Annotated in this window: 18 protein-coding genes; 10 read left to right on the plus strand and 8 right to left on the minus strand. The window is 70.4% G+C overall.

The genetic code is table 11. The annotated features are described in order from the left end of the window. Positions 1 to 114: 114 nt before the first annotated feature. Genes ABZ396_RS02305 through ABZ396_RS02315 form a run of 3 tightly spaced genes read right to left on the minus strand, consistent with a single transcriptional unit; the run spans position 115 to position 2,407 of the window. A complete protein-coding gene (locus ABZ396_RS02305; protein ID WP_358919646.1) occupies positions 115 to 528 on the minus strand; it encodes a RidA family protein in 414 nt (137 codons plus the stop codon). Then, the gene (locus ABZ396_RS02310) at positions 528 to 1,289 is read right to left on the minus strand and encodes an IclR family transcriptional regulator (protein WP_358919648.1); all 762 of its coding nucleotides are present in this window, start codon (positions 1,287 to 1,289) and stop codon (positions 528 to 530) included. Before ABZ396_RS02310 ends, ABZ396_RS02305 begins: the two co-directional genes overlap by 1 nt. Further along, positions 1,286 to 2,407, minus strand: a complete 1,122-nt coding sequence (locus ABZ396_RS02315) for a sugar kinase (protein ID WP_358919650.1) — start codon at positions 2,405 to 2,407, stop codon at positions 1,286 to 1,288. Before ABZ396_RS02315 ends, ABZ396_RS02310 begins: the two co-directional genes overlap by 4 nt. A gap of 136 nt (positions 2,408 to 2,543) precedes the next feature. Between ABZ396_RS02315 and ABZ396_RS02320 the strand changes: the two genes are divergently transcribed. Together ABZ396_RS02320 and ABZ396_RS02325 are read left to right on the plus strand one after the other, a co-directional pair. Beyond that, positions 2,544 to 3,821: an amino acid deaminase gene (locus ABZ396_RS02320; protein ID WP_358919652.1), complete on the plus strand. Its 1,278-nt coding sequence runs from the start codon at positions 2,544 to 2,546 to the stop codon at positions 3,819 to 3,821. 10 nt (positions 3,822 to 3,831) lie between these two features. Beyond that, positions 3,832 to 5,439 carry a D-aminoacylase gene (locus ABZ396_RS02325; RefSeq protein WP_358919654.1) on the plus strand — a complete coding sequence of 536 codons (1,608 nt, stop codon included), beginning with the start codon at positions 3,832 to 3,834 and terminating at the stop codon, positions 5,437 to 5,439. Positions 5,440 to 5,463: 24 nt separating this feature from the next. On the opposite strand, the gene ABZ396_RS02330 is transcribed toward ABZ396_RS02325, so the two are convergent. Next, positions 5,464 to 6,291, minus strand: a complete 828-nt coding sequence (locus ABZ396_RS02330; protein ID WP_358919656.1) for a serine protease — start codon at positions 6,289 to 6,291, stop codon at positions 5,464 to 5,466. Between the two features lie 208 nt (positions 6,292 to 6,499). On the opposite strand from ABZ396_RS02330, the gene ABZ396_RS02335 reads away from it, so the two are divergent. The 6 genes from ABZ396_RS02335 to ABZ396_RS02360 all read left to right on the plus strand — a co-directional run bounded on the left by ABZ396_RS02335 (position 6,500) and on the right by ABZ396_RS02360 (position 13,101). After that, positions 6,500 to 7,711 carry a pyridoxal phosphate-dependent aminotransferase gene (locus tag ABZ396_RS02335; RefSeq protein WP_358919660.1) on the plus strand — a complete coding sequence of 404 codons (1,212 nt, stop codon included), beginning with the start codon at positions 6,500 to 6,502 and terminating at the stop codon, positions 7,709 to 7,711. Positions 7,712 to 7,824: 113 nt separating this feature from the next. Continuing rightward, complete coding sequence (locus tag ABZ396_RS02340) at positions 7,825 to 8,232, plus strand: hypothetical protein (RefSeq protein ID WP_352219649.1); 408 nt, start codon at positions 7,825 to 7,827, stop codon at positions 8,230 to 8,232. A gap of 429 nt (positions 8,233 to 8,661) precedes the next feature. Then, the gene (locus tag ABZ396_RS02345; RefSeq protein WP_358926767.1) at positions 8,662 to 9,738 is read left to right on the plus strand and encodes a hypothetical protein; all 1,077 of its coding nucleotides are present in this window, start codon (positions 8,662 to 8,664) and stop codon (positions 9,736 to 9,738) included. 33 nt (positions 9,739 to 9,771) lie between these two features. After that, positions 9,772 to 10,968: a toxic anion resistance protein gene (locus ABZ396_RS02350; protein ID WP_358926782.1), complete on the plus strand. Its 1,197-nt coding sequence runs from the start codon at positions 9,772 to 9,774 to the stop codon at positions 10,966 to 10,968. After that, positions 10,965 to 12,503 carry a substrate-binding domain-containing protein gene (locus tag ABZ396_RS02355; RefSeq protein WP_358926768.1) on the plus strand — a complete coding sequence of 513 codons (1,539 nt, stop codon included), beginning with the start codon at positions 10,965 to 10,967 and terminating at the stop codon, positions 12,501 to 12,503. The genes ABZ396_RS02350 and ABZ396_RS02355 overlap by 4 nt, the downstream gene beginning before the upstream one ends. Beyond that, positions 12,490 to 13,101, plus strand: coding sequence for a hypothetical protein (locus ABZ396_RS02360; protein WP_358926769.1), 612 nt, complete (start codon positions 12,490 to 12,492; stop codon positions 13,099 to 13,101). Before ABZ396_RS02355 ends, ABZ396_RS02360 begins: the two co-directional genes overlap by 14 nt. On the opposite strand, the gene ABZ396_RS02365 is transcribed toward ABZ396_RS02360, so the two are convergent. After that, the gene (locus tag ABZ396_RS02365; RefSeq protein ID WP_358926770.1) at positions 13,102 to 13,473 is read right to left on the minus strand and encodes a hypothetical protein; all 372 of its coding nucleotides are present in this window, start codon (positions 13,471 to 13,473) and stop codon (positions 13,102 to 13,104) included. 409 nt (positions 13,474 to 13,882) lie between these two features. Here ABZ396_RS02365 and ABZ396_RS02370 point away from each other — a divergent pair, with 409 nt between their 5' ends. Both ABZ396_RS02370 and ABZ396_RS02375 read left to right on the plus strand, forming a co-directional pair. Further along, a complete protein-coding gene (locus ABZ396_RS02370; RefSeq protein ID WP_358926771.1) occupies positions 13,883 to 14,431 on the plus strand; it encodes a tetratricopeptide repeat protein in 549 nt (182 codons plus the stop codon). After that, positions 14,428 to 15,702, plus strand: coding sequence for a glycosyltransferase (locus ABZ396_RS02375; RefSeq protein ID WP_358926772.1), 1,275 nt, complete (start codon positions 14,428 to 14,430; stop codon positions 15,700 to 15,702). Before ABZ396_RS02370 ends, ABZ396_RS02375 begins: the two co-directional genes overlap by 4 nt. Before the next feature lie 121 nt (positions 15,703 to 15,823). Here the strand turns inward: ABZ396_RS02375 and rfbD are convergent, their stop codons facing one another. From rfbD to ABZ396_RS02390, 3 genes are all read right to left on the minus strand, one after another. Further along, a complete protein-coding gene (rfbD, locus tag ABZ396_RS02380; protein ID WP_358926773.1) occupies positions 15,824 to 16,741 on the minus strand; it encodes a dTDP-4-dehydrorhamnose reductase in 918 nt (305 codons plus the stop codon). After that, positions 16,738 to 17,712: a dTDP-glucose 4,6-dehydratase gene (gene rfbB / locus ABZ396_RS02385; RefSeq protein WP_358926774.1), complete on the minus strand. Its 975-nt coding sequence runs from the start codon at positions 17,710 to 17,712 to the stop codon at positions 16,738 to 16,740. The genes rfbD and rfbB overlap by 4 nt, the downstream gene beginning before the upstream one ends. A gap of 259 nt (positions 17,713 to 17,971) precedes the next feature. After that, positions 17,972 to 18,896, minus strand: a 925-nt coding sequence (locus tag ABZ396_RS02390; RefSeq protein WP_359183631.1) for a hypothetical protein, incomplete at its 5' end; no start/stop codon positions are given.

An 18,896-nucleotide genomic window follows, 5' to 3' on the forward strand; every position in this document is an offset into this window, starting at 1 on the left:
ACATCGTGCTTTCGGGCAGGGGGGATCGCGGCATGGCGCCCGATGGGGTGCCATGCCGTGACCGGTGTGCGCTGTGCTGTGTGCGGTGTGCGGTGTGCGGGAGTTGAGGGGCCGTCAGTCGTCGAGGACGGCGAGGGCGTCGATCTCGATGAGGAGGCCGGCGGGCAGACCGACGTAGACGGTCGTGCGGGCGGCGGGCGGGGCGGTCAGCCCCTGCTCCTCGAAGTAGGTGTTGTAGATGCCGTTCATCTCGGCGAAGTGGTCCACGTCCGTGAGGTAGACGCGGATCATCATCACGTCGTCCCAGGAGGCGCCGCCCTCCTCCAGGATCGCCTTGACGTTGTCCAGGGTCTGGATGGTCTGCTCGCGCAGTGTGGGGCCGGCCGGGGTCGGGGGCTTGCCCTCCTCGGCGGGCAGGAAGCCGACCTGGCCGGCGACCTGGAGGATGTTGCCCTTCCTCACGCCGTGGGAGAACTTGGCGGGCGGGGTGGTGTGGGTCTTGGGGGTGAGGGCGGTCTTCTCGGTCATCAGCTGGTTTCCTTGATCGGTGTTCTGCCGGAGTACTCGCCGCTGATCGCGTCCGCCGTACGGCGCACCCGCGGGAGCAGGGTGAGGAGTTCGTCGGCGGTGACGACGACGTTGGGCGCGGAGACCGACATCGCGGCGACGACCCGGCCGTCGGCGCCGCGGATGGGGGCCGCGACGCAGTTGATGGACTCCTCGTGGCCGCCGAGGTCGGTGGCCCAGCCCTGTTCGCGCACCTTGGCCAGTTCCCTGCGGAAGGCCTCCGCGTTCGGTGTCGAACGGGCCGTGTACATGGGGTAGTCGAGCTTGTCGGTGAGGGCGCGCCGCTCGGGCTCGGGCAGGTCGGCGAGGAGCAGCTTGGCGACGGCGGCGACGGTGATGGCGACCGGCTTGCCGATCCGTGAGTACATGCGCACCGGGTAGCGGCTCTCGACCTTGTCGATGTAGAGGACCTCGCCCTCCTCCAACACGGCGAGGTGCACGGTGTGCCCGCAGGCCTCGTTGAGCCGGGCCAGGTGGGGATGGGCGATCTCGCGGATGTCGAGGTTCTCCATCGCTTCCTGGGCGAGGGCGAAGAGCCGGGCGCCGAGGCGGTAGCGCTGGTCGGACTGGCGGTAGACCAGGCCGTGTTCGTGGAGTGTGCGGAGGAGGCGCAGCGCGGTGGACTTGTGCACGCCGAGGCGGTCGGCGACCTGGCCGAGGTCGGCGGGGCCCTCCGCGAGCAGGGGCAGGATGCTGAGCGCTCGGTCGACGGTCTGGCTCATGGGGTGGGTACCTCCTCTTCGGCCGCGTCGGCTTGCGTCCAGCCGGGGCCGAGTCGAAGTCTCTCCCACGCGGTGGCGTCGAGGGCGGTCAGGCGGTCGGTGGTGTCGCGGGCGGGCGGCGGGGCGAGGTCGGCGGGGGTGGTGAGGGCGGCGGCCGCGTAGAGGTGGCCGAGCCTCAGCCGGCTGCGGACGGGCAGTCCGCGCAGGGTTCCGGAGAGGAATCCGGCGGCGAAGGCGTCACCGGCGCCGACGGTCGCCACGACGCCGACGGTGGGGGCGGGTTCGAAGGTGGGCGGGGTGGGGGCGGGGAGCCCAGTGAGGGGCGCGGGGCTGTACTGATCTGCGGCTGCGCCGCGGGGCGGGACCGGCCACGACGCGCCCGCACCCGGCACGAACACCGTGGCCCCCGCCGCGCCCTGCTTCACCACCAGCACGCCCGGCTCCGGCAGCAACGCACGGATCGCCTCCGGCCCGCCCGTCACCCGCCACGCCTCCTCCGCCTCGTCCTCACCCACGAACACCAGGTCCGCGCGCCGGGCGAGGTCGAGCAGGACCCCCGCGTCCGTGGGCCCGGTCCACAGACCCGGCCGGTAGTTGACGTCGAACGACACCAGCGGCCGTTCCCCGCCGGGAGCCGTCAGCTCTCTCATCAGGTCCAGGCAGTCCTCGGACAAGGCCGCCGTGATCCCGGACAGGTGCAGGATCCGGGCCGCGCGCACCGCCCCCAGGTCGACGTTCGCCACCGACATGGCGGAAGCCGCCGACCCCGCCCGGTAGTACGCGACCTCGTGGGCATCGGTCGCCCGGTCCCCCGCCGTACGGAAGTACACCCCCGTCGGACGCGACGGATCGCGCCCGACGGACGCGACGTCGACGCCGTGCTCCCCGATCGTCTCCACCAGATGGTCGCCGAAGCCATCCGCGCCGACCCGGCTCACCCAGCGCACCGAATGTCCCGCAGCCGCCAGTGCGCATGCCACGTTGGACTCCGCGCCGCCGATCGCGCGGTCGAAGGACGGTACGTCCGCGAGGCGCCCCGGCCGGGTGGGCAGGAACGTGACCATGGACTCGCCGAGCGCGACGACGTCCACGGCGTCAACGGCGTCCGTGGCCTTCACGATGGTCGTGGCTCCTCGTCGTCTCGGGTCGCTGCGGGCTCCATTGACCCGGCGTTGGCGTGGATGTTAGACAGCGGTAAGCGATATACGCAATGGACGTTGCAAAGAATGCAACCAACCTGATCAGGGAGGCTCCGTGTCCTTCGACACCGGCACCGACGCGCTCGCCCGTCTCGCCCAGGAGCGCGTCGACCACCGTTTCAAGGGCCTCCCGCCCGACGCCGAGGGCCTCACCGTCGGCGAGCTGGCCGCCCAGCGCCGCAACCTCTTCTCGGACGGCTTCGCCACCCCGGTGCTGGCCCTCTCCGCCGAGCGTCTGGAGCACAATCTCGCGCTGATGGAGACGTACACCGAACGGCACGGCCTCGCCTTCGCCCCGCACGGCAAGACCTCCATGGCCCCGCAGCTCTTCCGCCGCCAGATCGAACACGGGGCGTGGGGCATCACGCTGGCCGTGCCGCACCAGGTGCGGGTGGCACGGGCCTTCGGCACCCGGCGGATCTTCCTCGCGAACGAGCTCGTGGACGCCCCGGCGCTGCGCTGGATCGCCGCCGAACTGGCGCGCGACGCGGAGTTCCGGTTCATCTGTTACGTCGACTCCGTGCGCGGCGTCGAGCTGATGGACGCGGCGCTGAAGGGGACCTCGCGTCCTGTCGACGTCGTCGTGGAGCTGGCCGCCGGGGAGGGCGCCCGTACCGGTGTCCGCACCGAGGCGGAGTGCGCGGCGGTCGCGGACGCGGTGGCCGGGGCGGGGACCCTGCGGCTGGTCGGGGTCGCCGGGTACGAGGGCGAGGTCCCGCAGGCGGACCCCGGCCGGGTGCACGCCTATCTGCGCCGGCTCGTCGCGCTCGCCGCCGACTTCGACAAGGCGGGACGGTTCGCCGGCACGGACGAGGTCGTCGTCAGCGCGGGCGGCAGCGCCTGGTTCGACGCGGTGGCGGACGTCTTCGCCGGGATCCCCGAACTGTCCGTGCCGGTACTGAAGTTGCTGCGGTCCGGCGCCTACGTCTCGCACGACGACGGCCACTACCGGGAGATCACCCCCTTCAACCGCGTCCCCGAGGAGGGCGGCCTGGAGCCGGCCTTCCGTCTCTGGGCACAGATCGTCTCCCGCCCCTCCCCCGGGCAGGCCTTCGCCAACGCGGGCAAGCGGGACGCGGCCTACGACCTGCACCTCCCGTTCGCCCAGGTGATCCGCCGGGAGGGCACGGAACGTCCGGCGACCGGGGTGTCGGTCACCGGCCTGTCCGACCAGCACACCTGGCTCGCCACCGCGCCCGAGGCGGACGTCCGGGTCGGGGACTGGGTGGGCCTGGGCCTCTCCCACCCGTGCACGTCCTTCGACAAGTGGCAGCTGATCCCCGTCGCCGAGGCGGACGGCACGGTCGTCGATTACGTCCGCACCTACTTCTAGGGAGCACCCTGTGGAGGATCTGGTCATCCGGGACGCGGACGTCGTCGACGGCGGCGGCGCGCCCTCCTACCGCGCGGACGTGGTCATCGACGACGGCAGGATCGTCGCCGTCGTCAAGGAGGCCGCGGCGGCGGGCTGCCAGCGCCCGCGCGCGGCACGGGAACTGGACGCCGAGGGCCTGGTCCTCTCCCCCGGCTTCATCGACATGCACGCCCACAGTGACCTGGCCCTGCTCCGCGACCCGGACCACAGTGCCAAGGCCGCGCAGGGCGTCACCCTGGAAGTCCTGGGCCAGGACGGGCTGTCGTACGCCCCCGTCGACGACCGCACCCTCGCCGAGGTCCGCCGGGCCGTCGCCGGCTGGAACGGGCACGGCGACGACATCGACTTCGACTGGCGCTCGGTGGGCGAGTACCTGGACCGCCTGGACCGCGGCATCGCGGTCAACGCGGCCTACCTGATCCCCCAGGGCACGGTGCGCGCGCTGGCCGTCGGCTGGGAGGACCGCGAGGCCACCCCGGCCGAGCTGGACCGGATGCGCCGGCTGGTGGCGGAGGGCATGGAACAGGGTGCGATGGGCATGTCGTCCGGCCTGACCTACACCCCCGGCATGTACGCCGAGGACGCCGAACTGACCGAGCTGTGCCGGGTGGTGGCGTCGTACGGCGGCTACTACTGCCCGCACCACCGCTCGTACGGGGCCGGCGCCCTGGAGGCGTACGAGGAGATGGTGGCCCTGGCCCGCGAGGCGGACTGCCCTCTGCACCTGGCCCACGCCACCATGAACTTCGGCGTGAACAAGGGCCGCGCCCCGGAGCTCCTCGCCCTTCTCGACGAGGCCCTCGCGGCCGGCGCCGACATCACGCTCGACACCTACCCCTACACCCCCGGCAGCACGACTCTCGCGGCGATGCTGCCGAGCTGGGCGAACGAGGGCGGCCCGGACGCGCTCCTGGCCCGGCTGGCGGACGACGAGACGGCCGAACGCATCCGCCACCACCTGGAGTCCCTCGGCTCCGACGGCTGCCATGGCGTCCCCATCGAGTGGGAGACGATCGAGATCTCCGGCGTGGCCGACGCGGCGCTGGCGGACTTCGTCGGCCGTACGGTCGAGGAATCGGCGCGGCTGCGCGGCGAGACCCCGTGGACGACGGCCCGCCGGCTGCTGCTGGCGGACCGGCTCGCCCCCTCGATCCTGCAGCACGTCGGCCACGAGGAGAACGTCCGGGCGATCATGCGCCACCGCGTCCACACCGGCGGCTCGGACGGCATCCTGCAGGGCACGAAGCCGCATCCGCGGGCGTACGGCACGTTCCCCCACTATCTCGGCCACTACGTACGGGAGTTGGGGGTCCTCTCCCTGGAGGAGTGCGTCGCGCACCTCACCAGCCGCCCCGCGGCCCGGCTGCGCCTGCCCGACCGCGGTCTGATCCGCGAGGGCTACCGGGCCGACCTCGTCCTCTTCGACCCGGAGACGGTGGCGGCGGGCTCCACGTTCGCGGAGCCCCGCACACCACCGACGGGCATCCCCCACGTCCTGGTCAACGGCCGGTTCGTGATCGAGGACGGCCGAAGGACGGACGTGTTGGCCGGGCGTGCCGTCCGCCGCACGTTTTAGGCGCCCCCTCGGAAGCGCCCGTCGCTACGGCTTGGGCAGGGTGCACCCGCTGGCGCTCAGATTCAGCACGTTCCCCGTCGTGAAGCAGGCCGGAATGATGTACGTCTCCTCCGCGTAGTTGATGCCCTGCCGAACCGTGACGTTCCCGCTCGCGTCCACCTCGCACGGGTTGTTGACGGTGCACCGGGCCCCGTCCTCGTTACCCGTGTTGTTGACGGCGACGACCTGCCCGGTGGTGGTGTCGACCACCGGCGAGCCCGAGGTCCCTCCGATCGTGTTGCACGCGGAGGTGTAGCGGACCGAGTCCTTCCAGGTCCAGTCGCCCTCCTTCAGCCGGTACACGAACCCGTCGACGTTGCAGCTGTAGATCGTCTTCCAGTAGCCGGAGACGACCTTGATGGCGGTGCCGGCGACGGGGTGCGTGTTGCTGACGGTCAGTGGGCTGATGCCGTAGGAGTTCCTGATCGCCGCGTACGTCGTGGTGGTGCGGTAGATGGTGACGTCCGTGTCGGTCATCGTCGAGTAGACGACCTGGTTGGCGCGGAGCGTGGCGACCTTGGTGCCGGCGGAGTTCAGCAGGCCGAAGGTGCGGCTGGAGGACTGGCCGGTGATGACCTGGCCGGGCGCCGGGAAGCCGGTCTCCAGGCAGTGGCCGTTGGTGAGGACCAGCGCCGGGTCGCTGTCCGCGGAGTTCGGGAAGCGGATGACGGAACCGGAGCAGTTGCTGAGCGAGACGGTGCCGGCGAAGTTGACGGTCACCGCCGCGGCCTGCTGGGGTGCCGCGACCGCCGGTGCCGTGCCGATCCCGGTGATGGCCAGGGAGGCGAGCGCGGCAAGGAGAGGCTTGTTCATGTGGGGGTCCCCTCTGCAGACGAGAGCGACCGGAGATCTTCCGGCCGCTCATGCGTCTTTGTCATGGACATCTTCACGACAAGGGCTACCCACGGCAAGAACTCGTGTGCGGGTTGTGTACGACAGCGGGGACACCGACCGGAACGCGCCGTCTCACGTGGCGGAAAACACCGCCCGGCGTGCGTTACCGCGCCGTAAGCTCACCGACATGCAGGTGATCCAGTCGACCAAGCTCGCCAACGTCTGTTACGAGATCCGGGGCCCGGTTCTCGAGGAGGCGATGCGGCTCGAGGCGGCGGGGCACCGCATCCTCAAGCTCAACACCGGCAACCCGGCCGCCTTCGGCTTCGACTGCCCGCCGGAGATCCTGGAGGACATCCTCCGGAATGTCTCCACGGCGCACGGCTACGGCGACGCGAAGGGTCTGCTGGCCGCCCGGCGCGCGGTCGTCATGCACAACCAGACCATCGGCATCGAGACCGACGTCGAGCACGTCTTCATCGGCAACGGCGTCTCCGAGCTGATCGTGATGGCGATGCAGGGCCTGCTGGACGACGGCGACGAGGTCCTCGTACCGGCCCCGGACTACCCGCTGTGGACGGCTGCCGTGTCGCTGTCGGGCGGTACGGCCGTGCACTACCGGTGCGACGAGCAGTCGGACTGGATGCCCGACCTCGCCGACATCGAGCGCAAGGTCACCGACCGCACCAAGGCGATCGTCGTCATCAACCCGAACAACCCGACGGGCGCGGTGTACGACGAGGCGATGCTGCGCGGGCTGACCGACATCGCCCGCCGCCACAACCTCCTCGTCTGCTCCGACGAGATCTACGACAAGATCCTCTATGACGACGCCACGCACACCCCCACGGCCGCCATCGCCCCGGACCTGCTCACCCTCACCTTCAACGGCATGTCGAAGGCCTACCGGGTGGCCGGCTACCGGGTCGGCTGGATGTCCGTCTCCGGCCCCCGCGCGCACGCCGACTCCTACATCGAGGGCCTGACGATCCTCGCGAACATGCGGCTGTGCGCGAACATGCCCGGTCAGCACGGGGTCGTGGCCGCGCTCAGCGGACGCCAGTCGATCAACGACCTGGTACTGCCGGGCGGGCGCCTGAAGGAGCAGGTGGACACGGCGTACGAGCTGCTCACCCAGATCCCGGGCGTCACCTGCGTCCGCCCCAGGGGCGCCCTCTATCTCTTCCCGCGCCTCGACCCCCAGGTCTTCAAGATCAAGGACGACCGGCAGATGGTCCTGGACCTGCTGCGGCAGGAGAAGATCATGGTCGTCCAGGGCACCGGCTTCAACTGGCCGGAACCGGATCACTTCCGGGTGGTGACCCTGCCGTCGGTGGGCGATCTGCGGGACGCGATCACGCGGATCGGACGGTTCCTGGACGGCTACGGGCAGGCATAGGCACGGTGGCCCGCGCCCCCTCGTAGCCGCCGGGCCACGATCCGTGAACCGGGTCAACTTTAGACGAGATCTAAGCTAGGATGGTTTCCTGACAGCACAGGAGGCCATCTCCCATGTACGAACCGATCCGCACCAAGTCGATCCACAGCACGATGGCCGGCGCCCCCTCGGACTTCCCTCACCGGACGCGCGAGGAAGAGCTGGACATCCAGCTCGCGGGACATCTCGCGGCCCTGCTCGCCGTCACCGACGAGCTGCGCGGCCTCACGCCGTCCACCGACCTCGACGCCGCCGCGACCCGGCTGGCGGAGCAGGTGACCCGGCTGCGGGGCGGACGTACGCCGGTCCGCGCGTCGCCGGCCGCGGTCCAGGAGCCGGCGACCCTGCACGAGCGCGCCCACGCGCTCGCCGGCCGCGCGCTGGTCGTCGCGGCATCCCGGGCGGACACCGCGGCGGCGATCCTCGCGGCGGAACGCATGGACGCCCACGCGGCGGCAACGGAACTCACGACGACCGGCTGACCCGCCCCCCGAACGGCCCCGGTCCGCGCGCCCATCCAACGACGCGCGGACCGGGTTGCCACAACTCCCCAGCTGTCAAAGCCTCCCCGCCTCAGCGCAGGCCCCCTCGGTCCGCCGCGACGGCGCTCAGCCTCGACGGCGGGCCGGCGGTGCGGCTCCGACCGCCGTCCGGCACCGCCGTACCGCGCCGCGCAGGCCGAGCGCCGTCGCGGCGGAGACAGGGGTGCGGCCGGCGCCAGGACCTGAGGCCGACGCCGGCAAGAGACCCCGGCGCAACGGCGGTCGGCCCCCGCCGTGCTGTTCGGTGGTGTCAAGGCCGCCGTACCTCTGGTCGGCCCTCGGCCCCCGTTGTATTCCGGGACGTCCGATTCACGCCCCGTTCACCCCGGTCGCCCAGGAACGTGGAGTTCCGCGAGCACGCTCCCCGGCGTGAGACGTATCGCGGGAATCGTCCTGGCGGTGCTGCTGATCGGTGGCGTGGTGGCTGCCGTCGTCGCAGGCCGGCAAGGGGACGACAAAGGCACGGCAACGAAGACCGTGCACGGTGTGATCGGTTCGGAGAAGTCGGACTTCTTCGCCGATCCCGATGTGGTGAAAGCCCTCGCCGCCAAGGGCTACACCGTGAAGACGGAGGCGTCGGGCTCCTGGGCCATGGACGGCCTGGACCTGAAGGGCTACGACTTCGCCTTCCCGTCCAGCTCGGCGCCCGCCGACCAACTGGCCGGGAAGTACCACGCCCGCCAGCCTCTCCCCCGGCCCTTCTACTCGCCCCTCGTGGTGGTGGCCCACCGCAGCGCGGCCGAGGTACTGGCCGCCAACGGGCTCGCCGTGCTCGACGGCAAGGGCAAGGGCACCCTGAAGACGGCCGCCTATCTGGACGCCGCCCGGCACGACCGGACCTGGCAGCAGCTCAAGGGGGCGAAGGCGCACGGGGAGTTGACCGGGACGCTGTACATCACCAGCACCGATCCGGAGACCTCCAACTCCGGCGCCCTCTATCTCGCCGCCGCCTCGTACGTCGCCAACGGCGGCCGGGTCGTGGCGAGCGACGCCGACGTGGCGAAGACCGCCCCGCTGCTGCACAAGCTGGTCAGCGTCCAGGGCGCTCAACAGCCCAGCAGCGACTCGGTCTTCCGGGACTTCATCAGCGGTGCCGGCAATCCGCTGGTGTGCCTGTACGAGTCGCAGGTCGTCTCGCTGCTCGCCGACCAGCACGGCGTCGACGACCTGGTGGTCCTCTACCCGGACACCACGGTCAACAGCGACCACACGATCGTGCCGATGGACGACGCCGGCCGGGGGCTCGGCGAACTCCTCAGCACCGATCCGACGCTGCGCAAGCTCGCCGTCAAGCACGGCTTCCGGCCCCAGGGCGACTCCGCCGAGTTCGTCACGGCCACCGCCGACCGGGCCGCGTACCTCAACCAGACACTGACCGGCGTCCGGCAGGCGCCCGTGCCCACCTCCGCGGTGCTGCACGAGATGGCCCGCCGGGCGCGCGGCTGACGGGGGGATCCTGTGAGCAACTTCGACAAGATGATGCCGAGCGGCGGCGAGCACCCGCCCACGCTCAGCGGTGAGGACCTCTTCACGCTGACCCCGCCCGAGGCGGTCGCGCCCGTGCCGCGGGAGAAGGCGGGCGGACTCGTGCCCGTCGACGACAGCGTCCGTACGGACATGGCGCACAAGGCCGCCGTGTACGTCCGGGACCTCGCCGCCCTGGACGCGCGTTCCCCCGAGTTCGCGAGCAAGGTCGGCGAGATCACCGCCCTCGGCGCCGGTGAGATGCGCACCGCCGCGTCACAGTCCAACCGCATGTTGGAACGTGCCGTCCGCAGCCTGCCCGACAAGGGCGGTGACGCCCAGGCCAAGGTCGCCGGCTCGCTCGTCGAACTGCGCCGGGTGGTCGAGGACCTGGACCCGCGCGACCTGCCCGCGAGCAAGGGCCGCAAGTTCCTCTCCCGGCTGCCCGGCGGCAACAAGCTCCGCGACCACGTCGCCAAGTACGCCTCCGCGCAGGGCACGTTGAACAAGATCGTGGGCTCGCTGCGCGGCGGCCAGGACGAACTCCGCCGCGACAACGCCGCCTTGCAGACCGAGCGGGTCCGGCTCTGGGAGACCATGGGCAAGCTCCAGGAGTACGTCGTCCTCAGCCAGGCCCTGGACACCGCCGTCGAGCAGCACATCGGGCGGCGCACGGACCCCCAGGAGGCCGACGCGCTGCGTGCGGACGTGCTCTTCCCGGTCCGGCAGAAGCACCAGGACCTGCTCACCCAGCTCGCGGTGGCCGCGCAGGGCTACCTCGCGATGGACGTCGTACGACGCAACAACGACGAGCTGATCAAGGGCGTCGAACGCGCCGCAACCACCACCGTCTCGGCCCTGCGAATCTCGGTGATGCTGGCCTCCGCGCTCGACAACCAGAAGAAGGTCATCGAGCAGGTCAACGCCCTGCGCGGGACGACCGAGGACCTCATCCGGGGCAACGCCGAGATGCTCGCGAGCCAGAGCGGGGAGATCCAGCGCATCGCCGCCGACCCGGCTGTCGGCGCCGAGACCCTGCGTGCCGCCTTCCAGCAGATCTACCGCACCCTGGACGCCATCGACACCTACAAGGTGCAGGCGACCGAGGTGATGGCGAACACCGTGCAGTCGCTCACGGACGAACTCCAGCAGGCGAGCGCCTACCTGGAGCGCAGCCGCTCGAAGGGCGCGCTGGAGGGCGGGCTCGCATGAACAGACGCCCGCTGGTGACCCTGCTCGCCACGGCGGCCCTCCTGACCGCCTGCACCTCCTCCGCAAACACGGACGCCGGCTCCACTGCCCCCAGGCCCGACACCCTCCGCGTCCTCGCCTCCTCCGAACTCAGCGACATGACCGCCGTCCTCGACCGCGTCCGCAAGGACACCGGCGTCACCGTCCGCCCCACCTACATGGGCACCCTGGACGCCGTCGACCTGCTCGCAAAGGGCAAGGCGGACGGGAGGTACGACGCCCTGTGGCTGTCCTCCGACGACTATCTGCGGCTGCGCCCGGAGGCGGCGAAGAAGGTCGTCTCCGAGACCTCGATCATGTCCAGCCCGGTCGCGATCGGCGTCAAGCCGGCCACCGTCCAGGCCCTCGGCTGGAAACCGGCCGACGTCACCTGGTCCCGGATCGAGCAGGCCGTGGAAGCAGGCAAGTTGACGTACGGCATGACCGACCCGGCCCGCTCCAACTCCGGTTTCTCCACCCTGGTCTCGGTGGCCTCCGCGCTCTCCGGCGCCCAGTCGGCGCTCACGGACGGCGACGTGACCAAGGCGACCCCCCGGTTGAAGAAGTTCTTCAAGGGCCAGACCCTGACGTCGGGCTCCTCCGGCTGGCTGGCCTCGGCCTACAAGCGCCGCGGTAACGTCGGCGCCCTGCTCAACTACGAGTCCGTCCTCAAGGGCATCCCCGGCCTGACCGTCATCCGCCCCAGCGACGGCGTCATCACCGCCGACTACCCGCTCTCCTCGCTCTCCGCCACCTCCGCCGACACCCGCGAGGACGTCCGCAGGGTGACCGAGGACCTGCGCACGACGGCCGTGCAGAAACTCATCACGGACACCACCCACCGCCGCCCGGTCGTCGCCTCCGCCGCCCCGGCCGCTGGTCTGGACACCTCTCGCCGCCGCGAACTCCCCTTCCCGGGCAGCCAGTCCGTGGCCGACGGACTCATCCGCGCCTACGAGAACGACCTGCGCCGCCCCTCCCGCACGGTCTACGTCCTGGACACCTCGGGCTCGATGGCGGGCGACCGCCTCGCCCGCCTGAAGACGGCCCTCGCCCAGCTCACCGGCGACTTCCGCAACCGCGAGCAGGTCACCCTGATGCCCTTCGGCTCGGACGTGAAGAGCGTCAGCACCCACGTCGTCGACCCCGTGAACCCCAAAGCCGGCATGGCCGCCATCCGGAAGGACACCGACGCACTGCACGCCGACGGCAACACGGCGATCTACACCGCCCTGGAGAAGGCGTACGACCACCTCGGCACCGACACCGGCACCTTCACCTCGATCGTGCTGATGACCGACGGGGAGAACACCACCGGCGCGAAATCCCGCGAGTTCGACGACTTCTACCGCGGCCTCGACCCCATCGAGCAGAACACCCCCGTCTTCCCCATCCTCTTCGGGGACTCCTCCCGCGCCGAACTCCAGCACATCGCCGCCCTGACCGGCGGCCGTCTCTTCGACGCCCAGCAGGGCTCCCTGGACGGCGCCTTCGAGGAGATCCGTGGCTACCAATAGGAACCCCCTGAGGTATCTGGAGTCCCGCAAGAACCTCACCGGCAGCGCCTGCGGGCTCGTCGGTCTGGCCCTCACCTTCGCGGGGGTCGCGGGCCCGTACTGGCCGATCGTCGTCGCGGGGCTGTACGGAGCGGGCGCCTTGGTCGCCCCGCCCGAACGGCCGCCGCTGCCGGACTTCCCCGACCCCTCGGCCCAACTGGAGGAGCTGCGGGGTGACTTCGGCCGACTGCGGGAGTATCTGGGCGGTGTGGAACTGCCCCCGGCGGCCGCGGGCCGGCTCACCGAACTGAGCGAGCTCCTGACCGCGCTGCTCGATCCCGGCTGGGTCGCCGAGGTGCTCGTACAGGACCCGGAGGGCGTGCACGCGCTGTCCCGTGCCGTACGGCAGGACATCCCCGAGGCCGTCGACACCTTCGTACGGACCCGGTGGTGGACCCGGCTGACGCCCGGCACCGAACCGCCGGAACGCCACCTGGAGCGCCAGCTCACCCTGCTGTACGAGGAGGCGGACCGGCTCGCGGTGGCCCTGCGGGAGGTCGAGGCCCGGCGCCAGGAGTCGCACACGCGCTATCTGGAGGACCGCGGTCGCTCGCAGTGATCAACCGCTGCCCAGTTGCTTCGCGACGACCGCAAGGGCCACCGCCAGCGCGACCAGCAGGGCGCCCTTCAGTGCCGGGCTCAGGCGTCCGTCCGGCCGCTCCCCCTCGCGCGGCGGCGGGTCCGGCAGCGGGAGCGGCGCGGGCCCGTTGAACACGTCGTGACCCGTGGTCACCACCCGCGTGCACCACGGGCAGGACGTCAAATGGGAGCCGTACGCGTGCAGGGGGCGGAGCGCGCAGATCCGCACCGGGAGCGCTCCTTGTCCGAGTTCCCGAAGTCGATGACCGTCGGTGCGGACCGCCTCGGCGAGGGAGGGTCCGGGGACGTACATCGCGGCGAGCCGGGGCAGTTGGGTCTGTGCCCCGCTCACCTCATTTCACGGGTTCGTTGCAGGATGTTCCCGAGTGTCCCGCGAATTCGTCGGGCGCCGTCCAAGCAGCCGTTCTCATCGACGCGAGCGCCGTGATGGTGGCCTATCAGAGGATGAAGTGAAGGACCGAACCGTCCGCCCAATTACCCTACTAGAACACGAGATTCGCGATATCGGTTTCACCGAAACGCATTCTTGATACGTGCATTCGGGTGGTCTGCGAACCCCAAGCGCCTGCCGCATGGCAGCTCATCAGGGCGGACTCGTAACGTCGGCGGAGATGAGGGTGAGATCAGCCCCATCCAACCGTCCCTCACCATCCGCGAAATGTGACAAAGTGAAACGTAGGACATTGTGGGCAGGAATCGCCGGAACGGCAGCGCTTGTCACCGGGGTGACCGTCTGGGCAATGGATCCCCACTCGGCCGCGTCCTCGGTATCCAAGAACGCGTCGGCGATCGGCAAGGCCCAAGAGGCGAACTCGCTCCTGCAAGCCGCCAATATGCAGGCGCAGTACCACGATTTCGCCGGAGCGACCGTAACCTACAGGCGCGTGCTGCAACTTGATCCGCACAACAAGGTCGCCTGGTACGACCTCGGGGTCGTCGCACAGCAGCAGGGCAGGGCCGCCGACGCCCGTGAGGCCTACGACAAGGCGCTGAAGATCGACCCGAAGTACGCCTCGGCCCTGTACAACCAGGCGGTGCTGCTGAAGTCGAGCGAAACCGACCGGGCCGTCGGACTCCTGAAGCGTGCCATCGCCGCCACGCCCAAGGCCGCCACGGCACATCTCCAACTGGGCTTGCTTCTCGCGCAGAAGCACCGTGACGACGACGCCGAGGACGAATTCCGCCGTGCCGTCGCGATCGATCCCTCGCTGCACTCCGAGGTGCCGGAGCCGTTCCGGGACGACGTAAGCCCCACACCGACATCGAGCAAGGAAGGTGCCACCGGATGACTTCGACCGCAACACCCAGGTTCTCCGTCTTCACCCCCAGCCACCGGCCCCGTTTCCTCGATGAGTGCCTCAAGGCCCTGCAGGCACAGACCTGTGGGGACTGGGAGTGGATCGTGCTGCTCAACAACGGCGCACGGTGGCGGCCGGAGCGGGAGGACGACCGGGTCCGTGTCGAGATCGCGGACAACATCCACGGTGTCGGGGCGGCGAAGCGCAGAGCTTGCGAACTGGCACGCGGCGAGATCCTCGTCGAACTCGACCACGACGACCTCCTCGCGAAGGCGTGTCTGGCGGAGTTGGCCAAGGCGTTCGACGCGCATCCCGAGGCCGTCTTCATCTACAGCAACACCGCGCAGATCACCGAGGACGGCAAGCGGGACGACACCCGCTTCAACGAGGCGCACGGCTGGAGGTACGAGGATGTTCGTGTCGACGGCCGCAAGCTGCTCCAGGCCGTCTCCATGGATCCGACGCCGCACAACGTCTCCTACATCTGGTACGCGCCGAACCACGTGCGGGCGTTCCGCAAGGAGAGCTACGAGGAAGCCGGCGGGTACGACGCTACGCGCACGGTGCTGGACGACCAGGACCTGATGTGCCGTCTGTTCCACCTCGGCGATTTCCACCACATCCCCCGCTGTCTGTACCTCCAGCGGATGCACCCCGCGAACACCCAGCGCGACCCGCAGATCAACGCGCACATCCAGCGTGAGACGGTCGCCCTGTACGACAAGTACATCGAGGCCAACGCCCTCGCCTGGACGCACCGGCGCGGGCTCCTCGCGCTGGACCTCGGCGCGGCCCACCGGAAGCCGCCCGGCTATATGGGTGTGGACCAGTACGCGGGAGACGGCGTCGACATCGTCGCGACCCTGCCCGAGAAGCTGGACCTGCCCGACGACTCCGTCGGCCTGATGCGGGCGGTGGACTTCCTTGAGCACGTACCCTCGAAGGTGCCGCTGATCAACGAGCTGTACCGGCTGCTGGCCCCCGGCGGCATGCTCCTCACCATGACGCCCAGCTCCGACGGCCGCGGCGCGTACCAGGACCCGACCCACGTCGCGTTCTACAACGAGAACTCGTTCTGGTACTACACGGACAACCAGTACCGTGCCTTCGTGCCCGAGATCCAGGCCAAGTTCCAGTCGTCCCGGTTGGTCACCTACTTCCCGACCGAGTGGCACTCCCAGAACAACATCTCCTACGTCGTCGCCAACCTCATCGCGATGAAGGAGGGCGCCGAGCGGTGCGGAGGACCGCTGCTGGTCTAGCCAGAGCCGGTGCGCGGGAGAGGTGCCCTACGGACGACCGTCAGGTTCCGTAGGGCACCTTGGTGTTCGAGGCAGCGTTCTCGGTTGTTCGGGTGTTCGGGGTTCGTCGTGCTCTCGCCGGTCAGGCCGACAGACGCGTGCTTTTCGTGCGCGCTGCGACGGCCAGAGCGGCGAAGGAGGGCGCGGCGAGGGCCGTGGTCAGCTGGTCGTCCCACCGCGGGAGCGGTGCTAGGCCGCCTCGGGCCCAGTTGCCGTGCCCGAGGACGCCGAACGACGGGCGGGCGGCCGGGCGCGGGAACTTCTCCGAGCCGACCGGGCGGATCCGCTCCGGGTCGAGGCCGACGATGCGGAAGGTCTCCCGCGCCAGGCCGTACCACGTGGTGTGTCCGGCCGCCGTGCCGTGGTACATGCCCGCCGGCGCCGTCCCGGCCAGGGCCGCACGGCCGAGGGCGGCCAGTTGCCGGGCGAGCGCGCGGGACCAGGTCGGCTGGCCATGCTGGTCGGCCACCACGTCCAGGGTCTCGCGCCGGGCGGCGAGTTCGAGCATGGTGGCCACGAAGTTGCGGCCGTGCGCGCCGTAGAGCCAGGCGGTGCGCACGATGTAGCCGGTGCGCGGCAGCAGTTCGGCGACGGCCCGCTCCCCCGCCAGTTTGCTGCGCCCGTACGCGTTGACGGGCCCGGTCGGCGCGTCCTCGGGGTAGGGCCGGCGGCTGTCGCCCGGGAACACGTAGTCGGTGGAGACGTGCAGCAAGAGCACGCCGCTGTCCGCGCAGACCTCTGCCAGGTGGCGGACGCCTGTGCCGTTCACGGCCGTGGCCGCCGCCTCGGACCGCTCGGCGCCATCGACGTCCGTCCAGGCGGCGCAGTTGACGACCACGCGGTGACCCGGGACGGCCGCGCGCACGGCGATCGGGTCGGTGAGGTCCATCTGCTCCCGGCTCAGTCCCGTCACCACGGCGTCCGGATCGGCGGCGAGTTCGGCCAGCACGTCCTGCCCGAGGAGCCCGCGCGCACCGGTCACCAGCCATCCGGTGCTCATCGCAGCTCGGCCCTCTCCTTGAGCGGCTCCCACCAGGAGCGGTGTCCTCGGTACCACGAGACCGTGGCGGCCAGGCCCTCGGCGAAGTCCATCTGCGGGGAATACCCGAGCTGTTCGCGGATCTTGCTGTCGTCCAGCGAGTAGCGCAGGTCGTGGCCCTTGCGGTCGGCCACGTGCTCGACCCGGTCCCAGTCGGCGCCGACCGCGTCCAGCAACAGGCCGGTGAGCTTGTGGTTGCTCAACTCGGTTCCGCCGCCGATGTGGTAGACCTCCCCGGCCCTGCCGCCGTGCAGGACCAGGTCGATGCCCCGGCAGTGGTCGGAGACATGCAGCCAGTCGCGCATGTTGCGCCCGTCGCCGTACAGGGGGACCGTCCTCCCGTCGAGCAGGTTGGTGATGAAGAGGGGGATGACCTTCTCGGGGAACTGGTACGGCCCGTAGTTGTTCGTGCACCGGGTGACCACGACGTCCAGACCGTGGGTGCGGTGGTAGGCGAGCGCCAGCAGGTCGGAGCCGGCCTTCGAGGCGGAGTACGGGGAGTTAGGCGCGAGCGGCCACTCCTCGCTCCACGAGCCTTCGCCGATCGAGCCGTACACCTCGTCGGTGGACACGTGGACGAAGCGGCCGACGCGGTGTCGGTGGGCCGCGTCCAGGAGTACCTGGGTGCCCATCACGTTCGTACGGACGAACGGACCGGCCCCGTCGATCGACCGGTCCACATGCGACTCGGCGGCGAAATGGACGACCGTGTCCTGGCCCGCCATCACCTGGTCGACCACGTCCGGGGCACAGATGTCGCCCCGAACGAAGGTGTAACCCGGGTGTTCCGCCACCGGCGCCAGATTGGCCTCCACCCCCGAATACGTGAGTTTGTCGAGAACGGTGATCCGCGCTGTCGGGTCGGATTTCAGCTGCCGCCGAACATATTCCGAACCGATAAATCCGGCGCCGCCGGTCACAAGGATACGCATGGCTCTCCGATTTTCTTGCCGCCCGGCGTTCGAACCGGGGTGTCACTCACGCTACTCAAGGCCGCTGCGTGTTTTCGGCAGGCTGGACCGATTCGAGCCGATGTCGTCGCATTCCGTGGGGGTGTGCCGCGACGCATCAAACGCGGGCAGAACGCGGGCGGTGCCCCGAGGCCGCCGAGGCCTCGGGGCACCGTCGCTCGTTCCGAGGTGGGGCGGCGGCCGGCACTGCACCGGTACCGCCGCGCCCACCCACTACTTGTTACGGGCTGCAGATCACGAAGGCCGTGAGCGCAGTGCCGTCGTTGGAAGTGGCCTGCCACCCCGTGGCCGGGGAGCCTCCGGTCGGGGCACTCTGGCTCGCGGCGGAGGTGGCGGAGGCATCGGTGTACCCGCCGCCGAGTGCCGACTGGCCGGCGGGACAGACGGCATCCGACTGCGGTCCCGCGGTTCCGGTCACGACGGTGGTGGCGACCGCTCCCTGAGTGCCTTGGAAGCCCTGGGTGCCCTGGGTGCCCTGGAAGCCCTGAGTGCCCTGGAAGCCCTGAGTGCCTTGGAAGCCCTGGGTGCCCTGGGTTCCCTGGGTGCCCTGGAAGCCCTGCGTGCCTTGGAAGCCCTGGGTGCCCTGGGTGCCCTGGAAGCCCTGGGTGCCTTGGAAGCCCTGGGTGCCCTGGGTGCCCTGGAAGCCCTGGGTGCCTTGGAAGCCCTGGGTGCCTTGGAAGCCCTGGGTGCCCTGGAAGCCCTGGAAGCCCTGAGTGCCCTGGAAGCCCTGAGTGCCCTGGGAGCCCTGCACACCGACATCGCCCTGGAAGCCCTGGAAGCCCTGCGACCCCTGCACACCGACATCGCCCTGGAAGCCCTGGAAGCCCTGCGTGCCCTGGAAGCCCTGCGACCCCTGCACACCGACATCGCCCTGGAAGCCCTGAGTGCCCTGCGTGCCCTGGAAGCCCTGCGACCCCTGCACACCGACATCGCCCTGGAAGCCCTGGAAGCCCTGAGTGCCCTGCGTGCCCTGGAAGCCCTGCGACCCCTGCACACCGACATCGCCCTGGAAGCCCTGGAAGCCCTGGAAGCCCTGGGTGCCCTGGAAGCCCTGCGTGCCCTGATTGCCCTGGAAGCCCTGCGACCCCTGCACACCGACATCGCCCTGGAAGCCCTGGAAGCCCTGCGTGCCCTGGTTGCCCTGG

This window comes from Streptomyces sp. NPDC005866 (genome assembly GCF_040629895.1).
GTDB lineage: Bacteria > Actinomycetota > Actinomycetes > Streptomycetales > Streptomycetaceae > Streptomyces.